Consider the following 21,379-nt stretch of genomic DNA (forward strand, 5'->3'; position numbering starts at 1 on the left):
AATTTTTAGAGACAATCCTGTATCATGTTTTCTGCATTTGTATAGTATTTTGGCAGGATGCCACAGGTTGCCACTCCGTAGGGTTCGTGATATATTTGAAACATAGCAATACAATTAAGCCGACGAGTTAAAAAATTTTGAAGAGGAACTAGCAAGATTAACCAAAAGAAAAAGAGCTAAGTCGTAAGAATATAAGAAAGAAAATCAGCTGGAAAACTACATTCCAACTCCTTTTTTAATACATCTAACCCCGGATTTTTATTTCCGGCAGCTCACTCTTTTATCTGCTAACCAGATATATAGAAAATAGAAGTGATAATTTATAAACCGCTAAAAAAGCTTATGAACAGATAATACATGAGTACATCGAAAGTGCCTTCGTCATAAACAAAGGCTACTTGAATCACAATCAATATAATAACCAACACTAAATTTTGAAGATAAACACATATTTATGAAACGATTTCTTTGGTCAGGAATAATTTTATGTATCGCCGTTGCAAGTTTTGCCTTTGTAGCGTTGAACAAGAATCGTATTGTTCTAATTGGAGATTCAACAGTTCAGAGTGGGCAAGAAACAAGAGAAAATGGTTTGTGGGGTTGGGGATCGGCACTAAAAGAACTATATGAAACGACCGATTTGGAAATTGACAATGAGGCGATTGCAGGTACAAGCAGTCGTACATTCTATAGGGATCATTTTGCCACCGTATTGGGAGGCTTAAATTCCGGAGATATCTTATTGTTACAATTCGGACACAACGATGTAGGATCTGTTACAGGGGATGGAAAATCCAGCTTAAAAGGCATAGGAACCGATACTCGGACGGTGACAAACACAGCCGGAGGTACAGAAATTGTACGTTCTTACGGCTGGTACTTACAGCAGATGGTGCAGCAAGCAAAGGCAAAAGGTGTGAAGCCTGTTGTCGTTTCGCCTGTGCCAAAAAACAATTGGAATGAGGAGTTTATAGCACGTGATGTGGAAGAATACGCGTTGTGGGCAAAGCAAATTGCTACACAAGAAGCAGTTACATTCTTGGATTTACACAATTTAGTTGCGGATCTTTATGATCAGTTAGGGCAAACTATCGTAGATGGTTATTTCCCTTCTGATGCTTTGCATACCAATAAAATCGGTGCTACCGAAACAGCGAAAATTGTTTATCAAGCGCTCTTCGATCTGGAAATCATAGCGGATCCCTTGTTGAACACTTGGGAGTTGATAGGAGCGGAAGGACAGGTTTCTGATTTAGTCAGTACTTACCCGAATATTACCACCCGGAAAGAAGGTCAGAATATTGTTCCATACGCATCTTTTACAAATAGTGATGGCTTGATTGTCAAAAAAATGACAAGTACGGGCGTATGGGAACAGGTAGGCGGAGTTGTTTCTGCTTATAATGCTACTACCGGAAATTTTGTTCCCCAAGCAAGAGTATGGGTAGACGCGGCTAGTAAGCTCTATGTTACTTATGTGGATGGAAACAACAGCAGTAAGTTGGCTATGAAATATTGGGACGAGACAAGTAACAGTTGGCAGCCTTTAGGTAAAAATGAGGCGAATCTTTACGTAAGTCCGCAAAATGTGGCTTATGCTGCCGTAAGTCAGTTGAGAGACAACAGAAACCATGCAGTTGCTTTTGATGCGGCAAACGTTCCTTATGTAGTCTATGCGGATAATCCTTCGGCATCAGGTGGGACAGGATTTCCTTACGTCAAACGTTTTGTGAATGGCGCGTGGGAATTGGTGGGCGGAGTTGCTGCTTCAAGTTCAAGAACTATTGGTTTCTCGTTAGCTTTTGATAGCAATGGTAGCCTCTATTTATCTTATCTACCTTTAGCTACTGCTACAGCAACAGCAGCGGCAATCGAGGTTAAAAAGTATACGGAAAGTGCCGGATGGGAAACTTTTGGCACGCCGGTTTCGGGGAACGCTCGTTTTCCAACGATGGTAATCTCGAACGATATCATGCTTCTTAGTTTTATGAATACGGGAAGTAATAGTCGTGCATTTTTAGTACATGGTGCAATTGCTTCACCGGTATGGACAAGTTTTCAAGTGGCGGCACACAATACCGCAACCGATGAAAGCCTTTGGGTCGACGCTGTTGGAAACGTGGGCTTGTCATATATACAAAACTATACTACAGCACGTGTTTTTTATCTTCCAAAGGAAAAGGTGACAACAGCATTGACGGCTACGGACATGACCCAGTTGCATGCGAGTGCAACGGCTGATGGACTGGATGCGGGGGCATCGCGGATGTCAATCTATCTTTCTCAAGATGGAAAAACGTATGTCTCGTATTTGAAATCTAATTCTGCTGCGGTGGTTACACCGGTCATTCAACGTTATCACATGACTGTAGATATGACTGAGCCAGAAGAAGAGGAAGAGGAACCTGGACCTGATGAGGTCGTGACTACTCCAAAGCAGATTGAGGCATTGGATAGAGGGATTGTGGCAGTACGCGGGGGATCAGATTATGTATTGGTCAGTTGGCGATTATTGGCAAACGAGTCCATGGATCTTGGATTTAACGTATATCGCGACGGCATTAAACTCAATGCAGAGCCTATTACAAATTCAACCAATTACAAAGATGTAACCACGGAAAATGGTAAATATGTTGTTGTTCCCGTTGTTGGAGAGGAAGAAGGTGAATCGTCGTATGCTGCAGAAGTATGGACACAAGGGTTTTTGTCGATTCCATTGCAAATGCCTCCTACGGGTGTATCCAAAAATGGAACAGCCTACACGCATACAGCAAATGATCTTAGTGTGGGGGATTTGGATGGAGATGGACAATATGAAGTGATTGTGAAATGGGAACCTACCTTAAGTGGTGATAATAGCGCTGGACAACGTGGTAAAGTATATTTTGATGCCTACAAGCTCGATGGTACTAAACTTTGGCGTATCGACATGGGTATTAATATCCGCGCAGGAGCACATTACACACAATTTTTGGTGTATGATTTTGATGGAGACGGGAAGGCGGAAATTGCAATGCGTACTTCAGACGGTACAGTAGATGGTGCGGGTGTCGTTATTGGTGATGCGAATGCAGACTACCGCGAAGATAGTGGCTTTATTCTTACAGGACCAGAATACTTGACGGTTTTTGAAGGTGCGACAGGAAGAGCAATGGCTTCCGTAGACTATGTTCCGGAAAGAGGACGAGTTTCAGACTGGGGAGATGGTTATGGTAACCGTGTGGATCGCTTTGTTGCAGCAGTAGCTTATCTGGATGGTCAGCGTCCAAGCATGGTGTTTGGAAGAGGGTATTATACCCGTATGGTTCGTGCTGCTTGGGATTGGCGGGATGGCAAATTGACGCAGCGTTGGGTATTCGATACCAATACCAAAGGTAACGAATCTTACGAGCACGCCGGAAACCACCAGATGTCAGTTGCTGATGTGGATAACGATGGTAAAGATGAAATTATCAATGGAGCATCCATCATTAACGATAATGGTAAGAAATATTCCAATACTGAACGCGGTCATGGTGATGCACTGCATGTGGCAAAAATGGATCCAAATCGCGAAAATTTAATGATTTGGCAACCTCATGAATCGGTAAGCACTTACGGTGACGCAGCGATTTTGTTGCGTGATGCAAAAACAAATGAAAGTATAGTTAAGGTTGCGGCAAGCCGGGATATTGGTCGTGCAATGGCGGCGGACATCGATCCGCGTTACAAAGGGTATGAGATGTGGAGTGCGGCAGGTGGTTTATACAATGCGACAGGATTGCAGGTTTCTACTTCCCATCCTGGATCAATGAACTTTGGTATCTGGTGGGACGGTGATTTACTGCGTGAACTTTTGGACGATGTTGTGATTTACAAATGGGATTATGCAACGAATACACAAAAGCGTGCTGTAGACTTCAGTCCATACAATGTAGTTTCTAATAACAGCACGAAGGCAAATCCTGGATTAAGTGCCGATTTATTAGGCGATTGGCGCGAAGAAGTGATTTTCCGTACGGCAGATAGCAAACAATTATTGCTATTCTCTACCGGGATTCCAACGGATCATAAATTGTATACGTTAATGCACGATCCAATGTATCGTGTCGCTATTGCTTGGCAAAATTCAGGTTATAATCAGCCTCCACATCCTAGTTTCTATTTAGGCGCTGATATGGCAACGCAAGAAGCACCGAATGTAGAGCTTGTTGAATTAGAGAAGAAAGCACAGGAAATTACGTTCCCCGCGTTAAGCGAAAGTACCTATGATGTGCAGCAACTTAGACCTCAGGCTACAGCAACTTCGGGATTAATGGTGCAATACAGCAGTGATAATGCTGCGGTTGTTAAAGTGGAAGGACAGCAATTGAAATTTGTAGGCGTAGGAACGGCAAACATTACTGCGAAACAAAGTGGCAACGTGGTATGGGCTGAAGCAGAACCAGTGCGTACAACTTTAGTTGTTGATAAAGGTATTCAAACGATAAATTTTGAAACTTTGCCGACTTTGACTGTTGGCGACAAGGCTTTTGCACCCATTGCAAGCAGTAATGCAGAACTTCCTATAACTTTTCAATCGGAAGATCAAGCTTTGGCTTCTATCGTAAACAATGAGATTTTGGTACAGCAGGAAGGTCGCGCAGCAATCGTTGCAAAACAAGCCGGAAATGAGCTTTGGGAAGCGGCAGCTGATGTACGTCAAGAATTGGAAATATTAGCATTGCCGTCTATGGATGTGGTAAAAGTGATCACGCCAAATGGTGATGGCGATAACGATATCTTAATTATCAAGGAAATTGAGCGATATCCAGAAAATACATTCCGTGTTTTCAATAGACAAGGTCAACTGCTATTTCAAATAGAAAATTACAACAACAGTGATCGTGTTTTTGATGGTCGAGATGCAGCAAGAAGGCTATTGAACGATGGAACCTACTTCTTTAAACTGGAGTGGAACCAAGATGGTAAAAATCAGAACCAAAGCGGTTGGTTCTACTTGAAAAAATAAGTGACCAACAGTAATTTAAACTTAAAAGATGAAAAGCATAGGATATATCGGCCGTTTTTTTCTGCTGGCCTTCATATTAAATAATTCCCTCTTTGATGCGCAGGCGCAGCAACAATTGGGATCGTATCTTCAGTATCAACAACATCCAGAACAGATCAATCAAGCATATACATTCGCGTCCGATCAGGCAAAGTTCTACACATTGGGCCGTAGACAGTGGACAGGCATCGATGGTGCTCCTACGACCATTCTTCTGGGAGGACATGCTAAAACGAAGAATGAACGCTCGGTTTTTGGCGCGAACCTTTTGTACGATAAGGTGGGGCCTGAACGCTATACGGAAGCCAACGCATTTTATGGTTATGACTTAAAGCTCTCTGAAAATGATCATTTAGCAGCAACTGTGGGGCTGGGAGTCCGTTGGTACAATGTGCGCTATGCACGTCTTGAACAACCTGATCAGGCTTTGCGAAATGATATCGATGAGAAGGTCGGAAGTTTAAACCTTTCCTTTATGTATTACCGTCCCGAACAACTCTACATTGGCGCTACGTTGCCACGCTTAGGCGCTGGAGACTTTAAACAGGTACAGGTTTTCCGTGAAAACTATTCCGCAGTGGCAGGTTACCTGTTTGCTGTAGATGAAGGATTTCATATCAAAACAAACGCTTGGTTAGCTTGGATGGAGAATAGAGATGTGTTGGGTAACTTCTCTGCGATGGCTTTTTTCAATAGAAAATTTGGTATCGGATTGAATTATGGTACAAGCAAAGATCTTGGGTTTATCGCTTCTTTTTTAATAGACAACAAGCTGAAGGTGGGCTATGGCTATCAGGCAGGGCTGTCGAATACGAGTATGGGAGGAACAGCGAATGGTACACACGAGATATCCATCAGTTACCATATTTCACGTCTGTTGAAACCCAATTTATTATAAGGAGTTGACGAGCAAATTAGAAATTAAAGTAAATCATTTATATATGAATATTTTTAGGTTACCCCTTTGTTGTCTATTGCTTCTTTTAAGCTTAGGGAGCTGCCGCAAAGATGCGTTTGATGCATATTATGGTCGGCCCGATTGGCTCGCAAGTCCAATTTATCAACAACTGGATTCTATGGGGGATTTTAAGAATTTCCTGTATTGTATCGAGCTTTCAGGGTATAAGAACACATTGGGTTCTGCTGGATTTTGGACGGTTTTTGCTCCAACAGATGCTGCTTTCGCCACATTTATGCAAGAAAAGGGCATTGGAAGTATCAATGATATTAACAAGACAATAGCCGAGAAGATTGTGAGGATGTCAATGGCCTATGATGCCGAGCGCTTAGAGAAACTGAACGATTACTTTTCACAGCAGGGTTGGATCACAGGTTATGCTTATCGACGTCGGTCCGTTTATTACGACTTCGTAGAAGATGAAACACAGGCCAACGGAAAAGTACGAAAGATTATCTCGACCAACAGAACTGCTGATGGTCCTTATATCGAATCGGATAACAACAATAAGCACCTGACGTACTTTTTTGATACTTATATGGGAGTACGTGGCCTAGGTGCTGAAGATTACAATACCTTTTATCCACAATCGACTTATACCGGACTAAACATTGGCGAGGCTGAGATTGATCCCGATCGGAGCAATATTTTAGCAGAGAATGGCTACATCCATGTGGTGAACAGGGTTCTGTTCCCGGCAGAGAGTATCGATCAATATTTACGTGGAAAAACGGAATATAGTGCGTTTAAAGACATTGTAGACCTTTTTGCAACTTATACCTACAATGCGGATGTAACGCATCGCTACAATGTCTTGACAGGAAATACCGATAGCGTATTCGTAAAAGGTTATACGTTATTGAATTTGGCGCTAAATAATGAGAATTACATGAAAGAGGATATCAACGATGCGCAAACCAATAGTTTCTCTGTGACTGTTCCCAATAATCAAGCTGTACAAGATTTTGCTAAAAGGGTGTTGTTGAAATATTACCCCTCAGGAACAACTATTAAAGATGTGTTCTATAACAATAGCGCAATTTTGACCGAATTTTTGAATGCTCATTTTTACCAAACGCAATTGTGGCCATCTCGTTTTGAGAGTGAACAAAATAGTTTAGCCGAGACGACTAAAATCTCACGTGGGAACATTCTAGAAGCCAAATTGTTAAGTAATGGTGCCTTTTATGGCGTTGATGCTTGTCAAACAGCGAATGTATTTCAATCGGTTTATGGGAATGTGTTGTTAGACCCCAAATACAATCTCATGCAGACAGCTTTGGAGCGTTTTGGTTTAAACTTGACCCTTAAAATTCCAACACTCCGCTATATGCTCGTTATGGTGTCTGATCTAGAATTGAGTCGTATTGGTTTTGAATACGATACCTACAACACGAGTGATCCTATCCGTTACAATGGTGCGGCAGGGACACCTAAAATGCGGGAGTTGATCCAAAATCAGATTATTCCGTTGGGTAGCGAATCTATTCCTGATCTAAGTGGAACAGGACTTTTGGAAAGTTATTCCGGGGAGTATATCAAATACAACAACAATAGACTTTCTTCGAGTGGTACATTGGCAAAGACAGAGTCTAGCGAACAATTGGTAAAGATTGATTCGACGAATATAGGGACGTCTTTATCCGGCCCACTGAATGGTATCGCCGTATATAGCAGCAGGGCTTTGCAGTCTTCTGAAGTGACGGTAGGAAATTTTCTCAAAGCTTTGGGCGCAGAAAGTACGAGTTCACCGTATTACAAATTCTTTAATTACCTCGTAAATACGAGTCTTTGGTCGGCTTCTGATGGTGTGATCAGCGGGGTTGAGGTCGGCTTAAATTATACCATGCTTATTCCAAATAATGACGCTATTGATCAGGCTATAGCAAATGGTGACTTACCATCTGTAGTGAATTCGACTTCTACACTAGATCAGGATAAAGTGAAGCGTTTTATTCAATACCATATTGTGCGGAACACCTTTGCTATCGATGGTAGGAAAACAGGAACATTTCAGACGCTTTGTCGCGATGTTGCCGGGGATCTGCAAAGTATCGTTGTTACGTTGAATCAAACCAATGCATTGCAAGTGAGCGATAATGTCGGACAAACAGTATCGGCTGATGTCCCCAAAAGCAACCAGTTAGGTCAACGTATTTTGATTCACTCCCTAAATGGCTATTTGCAAAATGGAATCTAAACCAACCTTAATTATGACAAAAATGTTTAGAATAATAACTATAGTGTGCTTGCTGTTGGGGTTGGGCCAAGAAGTGACACAGGCGCAAACAGGTGATGTGCTGACAGGAAGGATTACCGATTCGCAAAGTAAAGAGGCGATTATCGGTGCCACTGTTATTTTGATGGACAAAGATAACCGGACCATTACATCTACGATGACGGATGTAAACGGTAATTACGTTTTACGTGTGACCCAACCAAACTTAAGGATTATGGTCTCTTATACCGGCTATAAGAGTTCGGCGCCTTCGGGCTTAGCAAACCGTGCGACGATTAATATTCCTTTACAATCGACTACTGCCAGTATTGAGGAAGTCGTTGTCAGTGCAAAAGGCGTAGCTGATGATGGTTCTGGCATGGGCTTATCCAAAGTACGGAATACCTCCTCTATCGTTTCGATCAACATGAAAGAACTGGAGGAACTACAATCCGCTTCTATTGACCAGGCTTTACAAGGACGTTTGGCAGGGGTGGATATCAGTACTGTATCGGGCGATCCTGGTGCAGGGATGCAGATCCGGATCCGTGGTACTTCATCCTTAAATGGTGCATCCGATCCCCTTGTGGTTATGGATGGAATGCCTTATGACATCACGATTCCGGATGATTTCGATTTCGCGACTTCAGACGATAATGCGTATGGTCAGTTGCTGAATATAGCACCTTCTGATATTCAGGATATATCGGTACTGAAAGATGCACAGGCCACTGCTGTTTGGGGTTCCCGCGCGGCAAACGGGGTATTGGTAATCAATACCAAACGTGGATCCGTAGGACCGCCTTCCTTAACTTATACCTTTAAAGGCTCTTTCTCAAAACAGCCAGGTGCTATTCCTTTATTAAATGGGGATCAGTATTCGACCATGTTGATGGAATCGTTTTACAATGCGGAACGCGTCTTCTCTAGTACATCTACTGCGGCTCAATTCCAATATGATCCAAACAATACGGCTACTTATTATAACTATAGCAACAATAGCAATTGGGTAGATGCGATTACACAATTGGGGTATTTTCAAGACCATAACGTGCAGATTCGCGGAGGAGGTGAGAAGGCTCGTTATTTAGCTTCAATCGGTTATTTTGGACAGGAAGGAACGACTATTGGTACAGGGACAGATCGTTTGACAGCCCGTGTGAACTTAGACTATAATGTGTCTGAACGTATCTTGTTTCAGTCGGATGTGGCGTACACACATACTTTGGTTGATGGATTATATCACTCTAAAGTACGCGACGTTGCCTACCGAAAAATGCCTAATCAAGCTATATGGGAGTACGATGAATACGGTCAGCTAACAGGAAATTTGTTTACACCTGTCAGTTCAGCACAGGGATCCTATGTAACCTTCTCTAGTCAAAATGCAAACTACAGTGGTACTTATAACCCACTTGCGATGCAAGAATATGCCGTAAATAAACAGTTGGGAGATTTCCTAAATCCGCGCTTTAATTTGCGCTACAAATTGATCCCACAAGTGTTGGAACTCAATACAGGGCTTACCTTAAATATCAACAACAATAAAACGAAAACATTTTTGCCACAAGCGGCAACGGGATTATTGTTTACAAATAATAGCGTAAACGCAGCATCAGATGCGGATTATGATCAATTTATTATCAACACGAAAACAAATTTACTTTATAACCCACGTTTAGGAGAAGGACATTTGTTTACGGCGAATTTGTCGTTACAAACCTTTGAGAGCAGATACACGATTCAGGGGATCACCTCCACGAATACAGCTTCTTCCTTTTTACAGGATCCTAGTATTCCTTCAAGGGTCTTAACAGGTGAAGCGAAATCGGTGACTACGCAATCGCGATCGGTAGGGGTAATGGCGCAAGGAAACTATACCTTCAAAGAACGTTATATTTTTGCGGGTAGTGTGCGGATGGACGGAAGTTCAAAATTTGGTCCCGATAACCGCTATGGTGTATTCCCAGCTGTCTCTGCTGCTTGGCGCATGGGACAAGAGAAATTTCTACGTCGATTCAAAGAGATTAATGACATCAAACTCCGGGCGAGTTGGGGACGCAGTGGTAATGCGCCCAAGAATGATTACACCTATATAAACCTATATCAATCTTATGACTATTCCTACTTAGGTGAAAATGGTGTGGGGTCAACAAATGTGGAGTTGTCCAACTTGAAATGGGAGACCGTGACACAAAGCAACTTGGGGCTAGATGTGGAAATGTTTGATAACCGTTTGATATTTGGTGGTGAAATTTACAAAAGAAGAACAACAGATTTGATGATGGATGATATTCAGGTTGCAACTTACAATGGTATCAATTCTCTGACGATGAATGTGGGCACGATGGACAACGACGGTTGGGAAGCGAGCGTGAGTTACTATCCTATCCGTAATAAAAAATGGAATGTCAATATCAACTTTAATATTGCGCATAACTCCAATGTAATACGTGAAATTTCACCTTTGTATCCGAGAGAGAATGCGAAAAATTCATTAACGAATGGTACTTTCTTTACCTATTTCCAAGAGAATAACCCTTTTGGTTCTTTCTACGGCTTTCGCTATTTAGGGGTATATAAAGACCAGGATGCGACGGTAGCCAAAGACGCGCGTGGGAATAATATCGTTAGTCCCGACGGCGACCAAGTATTTATGCGCTTCAACTATCCTACAGTAGATTATGTATTCCAGCCTGGTGATGCCATGTATGAAGATATCAACCACGACGGGGTAATCAATGAGAAGGATATTGTGTATTTGGGAAACAGTAACCCCAAGTTGACCGGTGGTTTCGGTTTCTCAGTAGGCTACAACCAAAAATGGAAACTTATTACCTTTTTCAACTACAGACAAGGGTCTGACCTGATCAACGGAACGCAGATGAATACCACCAATATGATTGGTTATAGCAACCAAAGTACAGCGGTGTTAAGACGTTGGCGTAACGAAGGCGACGTAACGGATATTCCAAGGGCTTTGTTTGGTACCGGTTATAATTCTTTGGGTTCGAGTCGCTATGTAGAAGATGCGTCTTTCTTACGCTTGCGTTCCTTAACGTTACGTTATGACTTCGATAATAATTTTTTAAAACGTGCAAAAATGGGAGCGCTGGGCGCTTATGTGACGGTGGAAAACTTATTTACCTTAACGCGGTACACTGGTCAGGATCCTGACGTGGCTGTGAAGATAACCAGCCCCTACACGACTTTGATTGATAACTCCATGACGCCTCCGTTGAAAACGGTCACTTTGGGTATAACCGCTAGATTTTAAAGAGATGAATATGAAAAAGATACATGTGATTTTATTGCTAATTGTTTTTGCTGCGAGCTTCTCTTCTTGCAGTAAATGGTTGGACTTGCAGCCACAAGACGGTATTACCAAAGATGAGTATTGGCAAACCAAAGAAGATGTACGTGCTGCTTTGTACGGTATTTACTCTTCTTTGAACAGCGGATCGGTGGAGGCCCGTATGTTTCTCTGGGGAGAGATTCGTGCCGATATGGTGGATGTTACGACATATGCTTCTGACGATTATCGTTTTGCTAAAAATGTCAATATTTTAAGTACAAATACATTAGCGGATTGGGCTGCGGTTTACAGCACAATTAATGACTGTAATTTATTGATTGATTTTGCAAAAGATGCGAAGGCTTTAGATCCGACATTCTCGGATGCTGAATATAACAGCTATTTAGGTGAGGCTTTGACCGTTCGCAGCTTGCTTTATTTTTATTTGGTACGTACGTTTCGCGATATACCATTAAAACTGAAAGGCTCTTATAAAGATAGTGACGCCTTGACCCCTACGGCTCAGGTAACCCCGGAGGAAACAATAACGCAGCTCATTTCCGATCTAAAGCAAGCACAAGGCTTGGTGCCTGATTACCATGAGGAACCAGAAGAAGGAAGTTTAACGGAAGCACCTATCAATAAAGGACGTGTTACAAAACCTGCTGTCACGGCACTTTTGGCTGATGTGTATTTGTGGAACGAGGATTACGCACTGGCGGAAGCTGAGGCGGATAAAATTCTATCGACTGAGCGTTATACCTTAATTGGACAAGCGAGTACTTTAATTTATCAAGGAAATTCTTCTGAGACTATTTTTGAGATCAGTCATGATGAGTCAGTAATGAACATTTTAATGGTGTATGTCCGCTATCTGAATCCTCCGTTAGCGGCAAATACGACATTCATTAATGATCAGATTTTTACGCCCAATATGGAAGTGGATGTCAGTTTGCGCGATACCAGAGCAGATACGTATACGGCTGCAGGGAGCATTATTAGATATGGTTCGGACTATCCGAGTTATTATAGCACGCAAATTTATCGGATTTCGGACGTGATGCTCATCAAAGCTGATGCCCTCAATGAACAGGGGAGGGGAGAAGAAGCTTTAGCCATTTTAGAAGAGTTAAGAACACAACGTCAGGCCTTGGCGGCAACAGACCCTGGATTGGATCCTGATGATGTTGGAGGGATAGGTCGCTTTATCTTGGCCGAACGCGCACGGGAATTCGCCTTTGAAGGTAAACGCTGGTTTGATCTGCTGCGTTATGCAAAACGAGACAACTATGCCAATATTGACGTGTTGATCGAATTGGTTGGTAATACGGCTGATGTATCCGTACAGCAGGCTGCAATTAGTAAAATTAGACAAATTGATAGTCACTATTTGCCTATTCCACAAAGTGAGATCAATACAGACCCATTATTAAAACAGAATCCATTTTACTTAAACTAAATATGTTATGAAGAAGATTTGGAAAACAATAGGAGGATATGCATGTTGGTGTGTGTTGGCATTGTGTTGTTTCGTTGCATGTAAGAAAGAGGTATTTAAACAAACCACAGACGATGGTGTAAATATTACGGGTTATATAGATAATAATCCGGAACAATACTCTTCGTTATCAGAAATTTTATACCGTTCGCAAACCGCGGGGTATCTAGGAGCTTACGGTACATATACGTTGTTTGCACCAGACAATGCCAGTATAGATGCCTGGATAAAAAGTGAAGGAAAAAGTTCGTTAAATGATTTTACGGACGCCCAATTGTTAGATTTTGTCAAGTATCATGTGGTACGTGATACCTTGAGTAGTGTGCGCTTTACAGATGGTAAAATCAAAACGCCAACACTCTTCGGCGAATATTTATATACAGATGTTGTGAATGGTCTTTTTCGTGTCAATAAAAGCGCTTTGATTACGAAATCGAATATCGAATGTGGAAACGGTTGGATCCACGAGATTGATCATGTGTTGGTACCTCCGCCACTTAGTTTGGCAGAAACAATTGAAGCCAATGCCGACTATTCCATATTTGCAGAAGCCTTGAAAGCGACTGGATTTTACGATACCCTTTATTTTGAGCGGGGAACGACCGTGGCTGCAGAAAAACGTTTCCAAACAGCCATTGTGGAATCGAATGCCGTTTTTGCAGATTCAGGAATCTACAATTTTGACGATTTGAAAGCGAAGTATTCGCAAACAGGGAATCCGAAAAATCCAGCAGATAGTCTCTGGTTATTTGTTGCGTATCACCTGAGTAATAATGGCTCTTTCTTGGAAGACATTATTTCGGCCTCGACAATCTACACCTTGGCACCAAAGGAGATTATCAGTACAAAGCTAAGCGGTTTACGCATCTTGTTAAACGATGACGAATTTAATGGCGTGTACGAACCGGGAGCGGAATTGATTCGTGTCAAAAGTGATGTGATGGCGTCCAATGGCGTATTACACGAAAGCGCACAGACCTTTGCTATTAAAGTACGTCAACAGATGCCAATTTACTTCGACGTAGCAACCTCCCCAGAATTGAAAGCAGCTTTGGGATCCGCTTATGGTGCTGTAAATGGCGTAATGGATTTAGTTGCCAATGGGGCTCCAATAGCGACTTCGATTGGCTTTGACAAACTGGATTATATTACCATTGCTACCAACAAATACCGTTATTATGGCGAATTAACCAATAGAAGGCCTTATGCTAATGGCGATTTATTGGATCTTTCTGTGGGAGCAGCAGCGGCGTCCAATCGACTTAAATACTTTGAATTGAAAACGCCTTATCTGGTGAAAGGACGTTATAAAGTCTGGATTTGTTATGCCCAAAATAGTAATGGGCCGCAAATGCAGGTGTCGTTTAATCCTGGAAAATCCGATGAGCAGATATTGCCTAACATCGTCTTTTTTAATCAAAGTCTGACAGCTTCGGGTGTGACAACGGCGAATATGGGATTGGCTACAGCGGATAATCTGATGTTGGCGCAGGGATACAAACGTTATATGGCAACCTCTACAGATTATAATGCAAATGGTGTCGTCGGTGTGAAAGGTACTTCGGGAACGTATGCAGATGTAAGCGTTGGGCGCTTGGCGGGTACTATTGAAGTGGGAACCACAGATCGTCATATTATTCGCTTAACAGCAGTAGGAGGATCGTATGCAAGTAACAACACTTATTTGGATATGATTCACTTTATTCCAGCGGATGATGTGGAGCAAAATTATCCGCGGTTCCATCCCTATCCAGGCGAACTGTTTTATAGACCGCAATAAGAAAGAAGAAAAAGAACATGAAAAGATTTATAAACAGTTTAATTATTTGTACGAGCCTTTGTTTAGGGCTAGTAGCCTGCTCGGATAAATGGGCAGATCATATTGGTAGTGTGGATGGCCAGAAAAATCTGTATGAGGTCTTGCAGGACGATGCACAATTTTCCGCTTTTGCCGAGCTTTTAGAGAAATCTGGCTATGCCGATGACTTGAAAGCATCTAAAAACTATACATTAATTGTTCCGACAAATAGTGCTATAGATGCGGTAAAGGCCAATTACAATTTTACCGATACAGCTGTGCTGCGAAGTTTTGTAGGGTACCATATTATTAATTCGATATACAGTGTAAATGAAACCACGGATACTGTTCGTGCGCAAAATTTCCGCGGTAAATATGTGGAGTTTATCGATGGGGCCTTTGACGATGTCGCACCGACGCTCAGCAACCAGGTAGCTGGAAATGGTATTTATCATGTGGTAGCGAAACCCTTAGAGCCGCTTTTAAATATCTATGAGTATCTAACGACGGCGTTCAATAGTACACAACAAGCACAGGCTGTCATCTCCTTTGACACATTGAAGATCGTAGATGGCAAAGAAATGACATTTTTTTCCCCATCTTGGAATCTAGAGGCACGTCAGTTTATGACACGTGAGGATATGAAATTTACCTATTTCATCGTAGATGATGAATTCTATGCGTCAGAATATGATAAGTTAGCCCCTTATTACCAAACAAGTTATGAAGAGGGGGGATTACGTCCAGATAGTACAACCAATTTTTTTACGAATAAGGCCTTGCTCCGCGATTTCATCGTTTATGGCGAATACAATCAAAATACGTTGCCTGCTGAATTGTTGAGTGTTACTGGAACCACTTTTCAGGTTGATCCCTCTGCTATTATTTCGTCGCAGAAAGTGAGTAATGGGCGTGTATTTCGCGTAAAGAAGGTGAACTCAACATTGGCAAGCCAGATTAAGGAGATTAAAGTGCTGGGCATTGAACCTGTCGGATATAAGCAGACAGATAAGAGCGATTACATTTTCTACCGTAATAAGCGAGATTTGAATGGAGAGCTTTATAATGATCTTGAGATTTATGGACATGGGGTAACCGCTTTTTACGCTAAGTATAGGGCAAAAGATGCGAATGTTATCCATTATAAAGTTTATGGTCGCGCTATTGCCGGTCTGACAGGCGATCCGCAGACAACAGCTTTCACACAGTATGTACACTTTTTTGATCCATCGCTTGTTTCCGTGAATGAAGCCGATTTATATAAAAGACCGGTTGTGAATTACTTGGACGTAAACGATACGCGGATGACATTCAATGTCGCACCCTTAAATAATGAGGAAGTTTACCTCGGTGAAGTGAGTCAAGATGAATTTGGCAGTTTACCGCTTTTGGTCATGTCCAATGGAACCGGAGCTATTATTTTAGAGTATTTACGTTTTGTTCCCATTTTACCCTAACCAAACCAACTAATGAATAAAAAGAATAAGATAAGACAAGTAGGGACCTTCCTTTTGCTCGCCACAGCAACAGTGGGAACACTTTCTGCGCAGACGGATAAGCCGTCTCCAACGAAGGAACTCGTTCAAGGGCAGGTAAAGGTCAGCGGTAAAATTATAGATAGCCGTACGGGCCAACCGGTTACAGGAGCACGTGTGACCTACGGTAAGACAATTGCCAAGATTACCGATGCGAAGGGGCAATTTGAAGTTGAACTTCCTGCAAATGCCCTTGTTATGGAGGTTTCTATGGATGGCTATACGACCAAGCAGGTTCCGGTTTTGACATCCAGCCCCATGGAGGTCGTGATTTATCCTGCGAGCTATAAATCCTTATACAAAACAACGAACACTATTTTTGGCGCAAATGGAATCCTTCAGACAACAGGAGCCGTTGAAAAACTGGATTTGAATGCTTGGGAGCAAAATTCTGAAACCTTAGACAGCTACGTTCAAGGTCGACTGGCTGGCGTTTCGGTGACAAGAAAATCGGGTACACCTGGTGTAGGAGCCAATGTACAAGTGCGTAATTTTAACTCTTTGTATACCCATAATCAACCCTTATATATTGTTGATGGGGTAGTGTACAATGCCGAATTTCTAAGCCCATCGATTACGACAGGTCATGAAAATAACCCCTTGCAGCAGATCGATGTAAGGGATATTCAAGATATCACCTTATTAAAAGATGCGGTTTCGACTTCCATTTATGGGGCTCGAGCTGCGAATGGAGTGGTAGTCATTAATACAAACCATGCAAAGGAATTGGCAACCAAAATCGATTTTCAGGCCACAGCAGGTATCAATTTAGCGCCGAAATCTTTACCGGTAATGTCGGCTTACGGTTATAGAAGTTATTTAAATGACGTGTTGGCAACCACAAGTTATACGGGTGCAGAAATTGGCAATATGCCTTTTAATAACGATAATGCAAGCTTTTCGGAATACGCGAAATACCATAATGAAACCGATTGGCAAAAAGAGATATTTAAGCAAAGTCGGGACCAGAATTACTACCTGAAGGTAACCGGAGGGGATAATATCGCTAAATATGCCTTATCGGCAGGTTATAACAATGAACAGGGCGTAATTGATAATACCAAAGCGGAGCGCTATACGGCTCGTTTTAACGGCGATATGCAGATCGGTAGAAAATTAACTGCGCAAACAAATATTTCGCTTGGCTACGGACAACAGGGACTTAAAGACCAAGGATTGTCGCCGAAAACAAATCCTATATTCTTGGCGCTGACGAAGGCTCCTTTCCTACACCCGAATGAAGTAGGGATCGATGGTAGTATTTCCCCAGTCTATGCTGAAGCTGATTATTTTGATTATAGTAATCCTCTGCAGATTATCCATAATGGTATCAATAACAAGAAGGCTTATAGATTATTGGCATCCCTTGTTTTCAACTATAAATTTAACGATAGGTTCAGTGCAACGAATCTGACAGCTGTGACTTATGATAAGGCTCAGGAGGATTTCTTTGTTCCGCGGAAAGGGGTAGCTAAGGATACGGTGAATAACACAGAGGTTTTTAGTCGTCTTGGAGCGCAAGTGGCACGTTACTTTTCCATTTCAAATGATATCCGTTTAAATTATAACCAGGATTTAGGTGACGGGAGTCAAATTCAGGCAATTGCGGGTTTTCGGTATCATACGCACGATGCAGAACAGGATTATGTATTGGGGTATAACTCAGCCACAGATCAGTTGGTCAGTATTGGAAACTCTACTGCAGCAACACGTGTGTATGGTGGACAGATCGGGACCTGGCGCAACGTAACCACGTATGCGATGTCTAACCTTACGTTAAAGAGCAAATATTTGTTCTCCGCTTCTTTGGGGATTGACGGTTCATCGAGGTTTGGCGATAAGGTCGAGTCTAGTTTGAAGTTTGGAAGCAAAGCTTTCGGTATTTTTCCTGCGGTGGGTGGAGCCTGGATCCTTTCTAACGAAGATTTCCTAAAAGCTAGTCCTGTTGTGAATCTCTTTAAGTTACGTTTGAATTATGGCTTGGTGGGTAACGATGACATTGGTAACTATGCCGCCCGTCAAAATTACGTTTCTCAGAATTTCTTGGGTGTTCAGGGTTTAGTACGTGAAGGGCTGGCGAATCCCTATCTAAAATGGGAGACCGTCGAAAAGATAAACGCAGGTATTGATTTATCCTTATTCCACGAACGCTTCAACCTGACTTTTGATGTTTATCAGCATACAACAAAAGACATGTTGGTGTACAATAAAGGAAATGCATTGGCAGGCGTAGAATACTATTTAGACAACAATGGTTCTATGCGTAATACGGGGATTGATGTCGGACTTAACGGGCGATTGATTGACACGCGTGTGAAATGGGATATGGGACTGAATTTGGGTGTTTATAAAAATCGGATGCGTTCTATCCCTGCAACAACATTTACAGAATACGCCGGTGCCACATACATAACAGAAGTGGGGTCTACAGCCAATTCCTTTTATGGGTATAAATTTGCAGGTGTTTACAGCACGCAGGCGGAAGCAGAAGCTGCGGGCTTAGGGATATTGGATGTTGCTGGAAATAAGATCCCTTTTGAAGCGGGAGACGCCAAATTTGTGGATAAGAATGCTGATGGAATTATAGACGAGAACGATCGCTTTATTTTGGGAAGTCCTGTTCCGGATTTGTTCGGCGGATGGCAGAATACGCTAACGTATAAAAATTGGAAATTTGGAGCACTATTCACCTTTAGTTTAGGAAACGAGGTCTACAATTATACAAGGTCGCAATTGGAGTCGGGCAGTACGTTCTATAACCAGACAGAAGCGATGCAAAACCGCTGGCGTGCAGAAGGACAGGTAACCGATATTCCAAAAGCTGTTTATGGGGATCCTATGGGGAATGCACGTTTTTCTGATCGCTGGATTGAGGACGGTTCCTACTTACGCTTGCGCCAGGTATCCGTTGACTATAATTTTCCCGTGAATAAGCAGATCATAAAATATATACGGGTTTACGGAACAGTGAACAATTTATTCACTTGGAGTAAATACCTGGGCTATGATCCAGAATTTGCATCCTCAAGCGATGTATTCCATCAAGGCGTTGATGTGACATTGGAACCACAGTACAAATCGTTCCAATTAGGTGTTCGTATTGGTTTATAAAATGAAGTGTATGTTAAAACTAGATAAATATGGTATAGCGTTGGCGATTGCCGCCACGCTGGCTTTTTCCTCTTGTAAAAAGATGTTGGATGTACTCCCGGAGGATCGCTTGGATCAGAGCCAAGTCTATAATACCGTGGCAGATGCCGACGCGGTTGTCTTGGGAATTTATGGCCAATTTGCGGCATTGGGCGATAAATATATTTTGTTAAATGAGCTTCGTGCAGATTTGATGGATGTAACCGCCAATGCGAATCCTTATTTACAGCAGATATCGAATCACGAGGTGACATCCGATAATCCCTATACGGATCCTACCGCATTCTACAAGGTTATTTTCAACTGCAACGATGCCTTGAAAAATTTCAAGATCATGGCAGACGAGAGTAAGATGAGTAAAGAGGAATATAATCAGCGTTATTCAGATCTTGCGGTATTGCGTGCCTGGCTGTATCTGCAGCTTGGAATTCATTACGGCCAGATACCTTATAGTACAGAAGCCATAAATGATGTTGGAGACTTGAAATTTCTAAACGAAGTGCCTAAGCTATCTTTTGATGCTTTGATCGACGCCCTGATTGCAGATACCGAAGGTTTGCCTTATTTGGAAGCTTACGCTTATCCCGAGGAATCGAGTTTGGTATTTACAACAGATGAACGTTCTACCCGCAAGATATATATCAGTAAACCGCATGTACTGGGCGAACTGTATTTATGGAAAGGTAATTATTACCAGGCCGCGTATTGGTATAAAAAAGTAATGAGTATAGAAGATGCCAATGCGAGTGTTTCTATCCGCTTTAATAATAATAGAGTGGGCTGGTATGACAGTGCAGATGCGAATATCCAAGTGTCTTTCAGTAAAAGTCAAGATGGAAGTACCTTGGTCAATTCGGTGCTCACCGGTTGGCGCAGTTTATTCGCCTTACCGAACACGAATCGCCACTGGTTTACGGAATGGAACTGGTCTATTCCGTACAGCAATTCTTTTGCCCCGAACAATCCTTTCGTAGAGTTGGCATCCAAAGCAGGGAAATATCAAATTAGACCCTCTCAAAAAGTAATGGATCTATGGGATGCACAAACGTTAACGAACGGTGTGCCTTGGGATGCCCGGGGAAAACTATCATACCAGGTCGGATTAGATGAAGAGCCTGTTATTACCAAGTTAACAGATAATTCCACAGAGGCCTTGAGTTTGTTGAACAAAAGTGGCCAATGGAATATCTTTCGTGCGGCAGGAGCACACTTACGTTTCTCTGAGGCTGCAAATCGCGACGGTCAGGGACGGGTAGCTTACGCCTTATTGAATAACGGAATCAAAACGACGTTCTATTATGGTGCGTTTACCAGTGGAGGTACGATGGCTCCAGCAAGTTATTTTGAATTAGAATCGCAAATTACACACGAAGGATTTGGCGAGAATCGGACAAATTTTTCAGCTTCTTCGCCTTATTATTTTGATGCACAAGATAACTCCAGTATTGTACGTGGCAATTGGTATAGAAATGTAGGGGTGCGTGGACGTGCGATGATGCCTGCTTTAGAGTTTGATGGAATCAGCTATACTACCGGCACCGCCAGTGGCTATGGTCGTGTAATGTCCGCTTTTAATGTGGATGTGCAGGCACTGGAAGATAAGATTATTGAAGAAGCGGCTTTGGAGCTTGCTTTTGAAGGCGAACGTTGGTCGGACCTAACCCGTATTGCCCGTCGTCGTAATGATCCTTCTTTCTTGGCCGATAAGGTTTATGAGAAGTTGCTTAAAGCAAATAACCCGAAAGCAGGAACCGTTCGTAGTAAGCTAATGGATATGAATAATTGGTATTTGCCGTTTAATTTTTAACCTGAATAAATACAAGTGAGAAAGGGGTGCAGCGTTTGGCACCTCTTTTTTTGTGCATATATTCAAAACTCGAATAGGAATTTTTTATGTT

The 21,379-nt window shown here is 42.3% G+C and carries 9 protein-coding genes; all 9 read left to right on the top strand.

Annotated features, from left to right (window positions below):
* Positions 1 to 454 precede the first annotated feature (454 nt).
* From ACSZOX_RS13210 to ACSZOX_RS13250, 9 genes are read left to right on the top strand one after another with little or no spacing between them, the layout of a single operon-like run.
* Positions 455 to 4,990, top strand: coding sequence for a gliding motility-associated C-terminal domain-containing protein (locus tag ACSZOX_RS13210; protein ID WP_437920485.1), 4,536 nt, complete (start codon positions 455 to 457; stop codon positions 4,988 to 4,990).
* Positions 4,991 to 5,018: 28 nt separating this feature from the next.
* Positions 5,019 to 5,927 (top strand): PorP/SprF family type IX secretion system membrane protein, encoded by a 909-nt coding sequence (locus ACSZOX_RS13215; RefSeq protein WP_437920486.1) that lies wholly within the window; start codon positions 5,019 to 5,021, stop codon positions 5,925 to 5,927.
* Between the two features lie 43 nt (positions 5,928 to 5,970).
* On the top strand, positions 5,971 to 8,187 hold the full coding sequence (locus ACSZOX_RS13220) for a fasciclin domain-containing protein (protein ID WP_437920487.1): 2,217 nt from the start codon (positions 5,971 to 5,973) through the stop codon (positions 8,185 to 8,187).
* Positions 8,188 to 8,209: 22 nt separating this feature from the next.
* Positions 8,210 to 11,482 (top strand): SusC/RagA family TonB-linked outer membrane protein, encoded by a 3,273-nt coding sequence (locus ACSZOX_RS13225; RefSeq protein WP_437920489.1) that lies wholly within the window; start codon positions 8,210 to 8,212, stop codon positions 11,480 to 11,482.
* Between the two features lie 10 nt (positions 11,483 to 11,492).
* The gene (locus ACSZOX_RS13230) at positions 11,493 to 12,959 is read left to right on the top strand and encodes a RagB/SusD family nutrient uptake outer membrane protein (protein ID WP_437920490.1); all 1,467 of its coding nucleotides are present in this window, start codon (positions 11,493 to 11,495) and stop codon (positions 12,957 to 12,959) included.
* Between the two features lie 7 nt (positions 12,960 to 12,966).
* Positions 12,967 to 14,778 (top strand): fasciclin domain-containing protein, encoded by a 1,812-nt coding sequence (locus ACSZOX_RS13235; protein ID WP_437920492.1) that lies wholly within the window; start codon positions 12,967 to 12,969, stop codon positions 14,776 to 14,778.
* A 17-nt stretch (positions 14,779 to 14,795) separates the two neighbouring features.
* Complete coding sequence (locus tag ACSZOX_RS13240) at positions 14,796 to 16,253, top strand: fasciclin domain-containing protein (RefSeq protein ID WP_437920493.1); 1,458 nt, start codon at positions 14,796 to 14,798, stop codon at positions 16,251 to 16,253.
* A 12-nt stretch (positions 16,254 to 16,265) separates the two neighbouring features.
* Positions 16,266 to 19,442 carry a SusC/RagA family TonB-linked outer membrane protein gene (locus ACSZOX_RS13245; RefSeq protein ID WP_437920494.1) on the top strand — a complete coding sequence of 1,059 codons (3,177 nt, stop codon included), beginning with the start codon at positions 16,266 to 16,268 and terminating at the stop codon, positions 19,440 to 19,442.
* 10 nt (positions 19,443 to 19,452) lie between these two features.
* Positions 19,453 to 21,288, top strand: a complete 1,836-nt coding sequence (locus ACSZOX_RS13250; protein ID WP_437920495.1) for a RagB/SusD family nutrient uptake outer membrane protein — start codon at positions 19,453 to 19,455, stop codon at positions 21,286 to 21,288.
* Positions 21,289 to 21,379: the final 91 nt, after the last annotated feature.

Origin of the sequence: Sphingobacterium sp. LRF_L2 (genome assembly GCF_965644235.1) — a bacterium.
In the GTDB taxonomy this organism is placed as follows: Bacteria; Bacteroidota; Bacteroidia; order Sphingobacteriales; family Sphingobacteriaceae; genus Sphingobacterium.